At 34.4% G+C, this 433-nt stretch carries 1 protein-coding gene; it reads right to left on the reverse strand.

Annotated elements, in window-relative coordinates:
* Positions 1-143: 143 nt before the first annotated feature.
* Positions 144-433 (reverse strand): hypothetical protein (locus ERX37_RS11515; protein ID WP_165982051.1); only part of this gene is annotated, 290 nt, incomplete at its 5' end.

The raw sequence follows: 433 nt of genomic DNA on the forward strand, positions 1-433 counted from the left end.
TGCTAGGAGTGGCTATGCCATTATTCGGCTGGTCATTATTAGTCATCGCAGCTATCGAAATCAGCAGATTGATTGTGCACAGAAGTAAAAATCAGCAAATTTAAAAAGGCAGGACATCATATAATTTATTGATGTCCTGCCTTTTATTTAGCTATGATGATCTTATGGTATTTCAATGTGCCGTAATGCTGATTTTCAACATTCTTCAATCCTTCAGGCAGGAAAAACAATCGCCGTTTTTCATAGAGTGGGATGAAATAATCTTCTTCGATTAAATCAGTCATATATTTTTCCGCTGAATTTTTAAATTCATGAAATGATAGATTTTTACTCATGTTCAGAAATTTCTTCGACTTCTTAAGTGGCTGATACCATTCTTTAAACTTGCTATAGGTCAGCAGATTGATTGTTTTTAAAGGCTGCGATTGATGAT

The organism is Macrococcus hajekii, from assembly GCF_004359505.1.
GTDB lineage: Bacteria > Bacillota > Bacilli > Staphylococcales > Staphylococcaceae > Macrococcus > Macrococcus hajekii.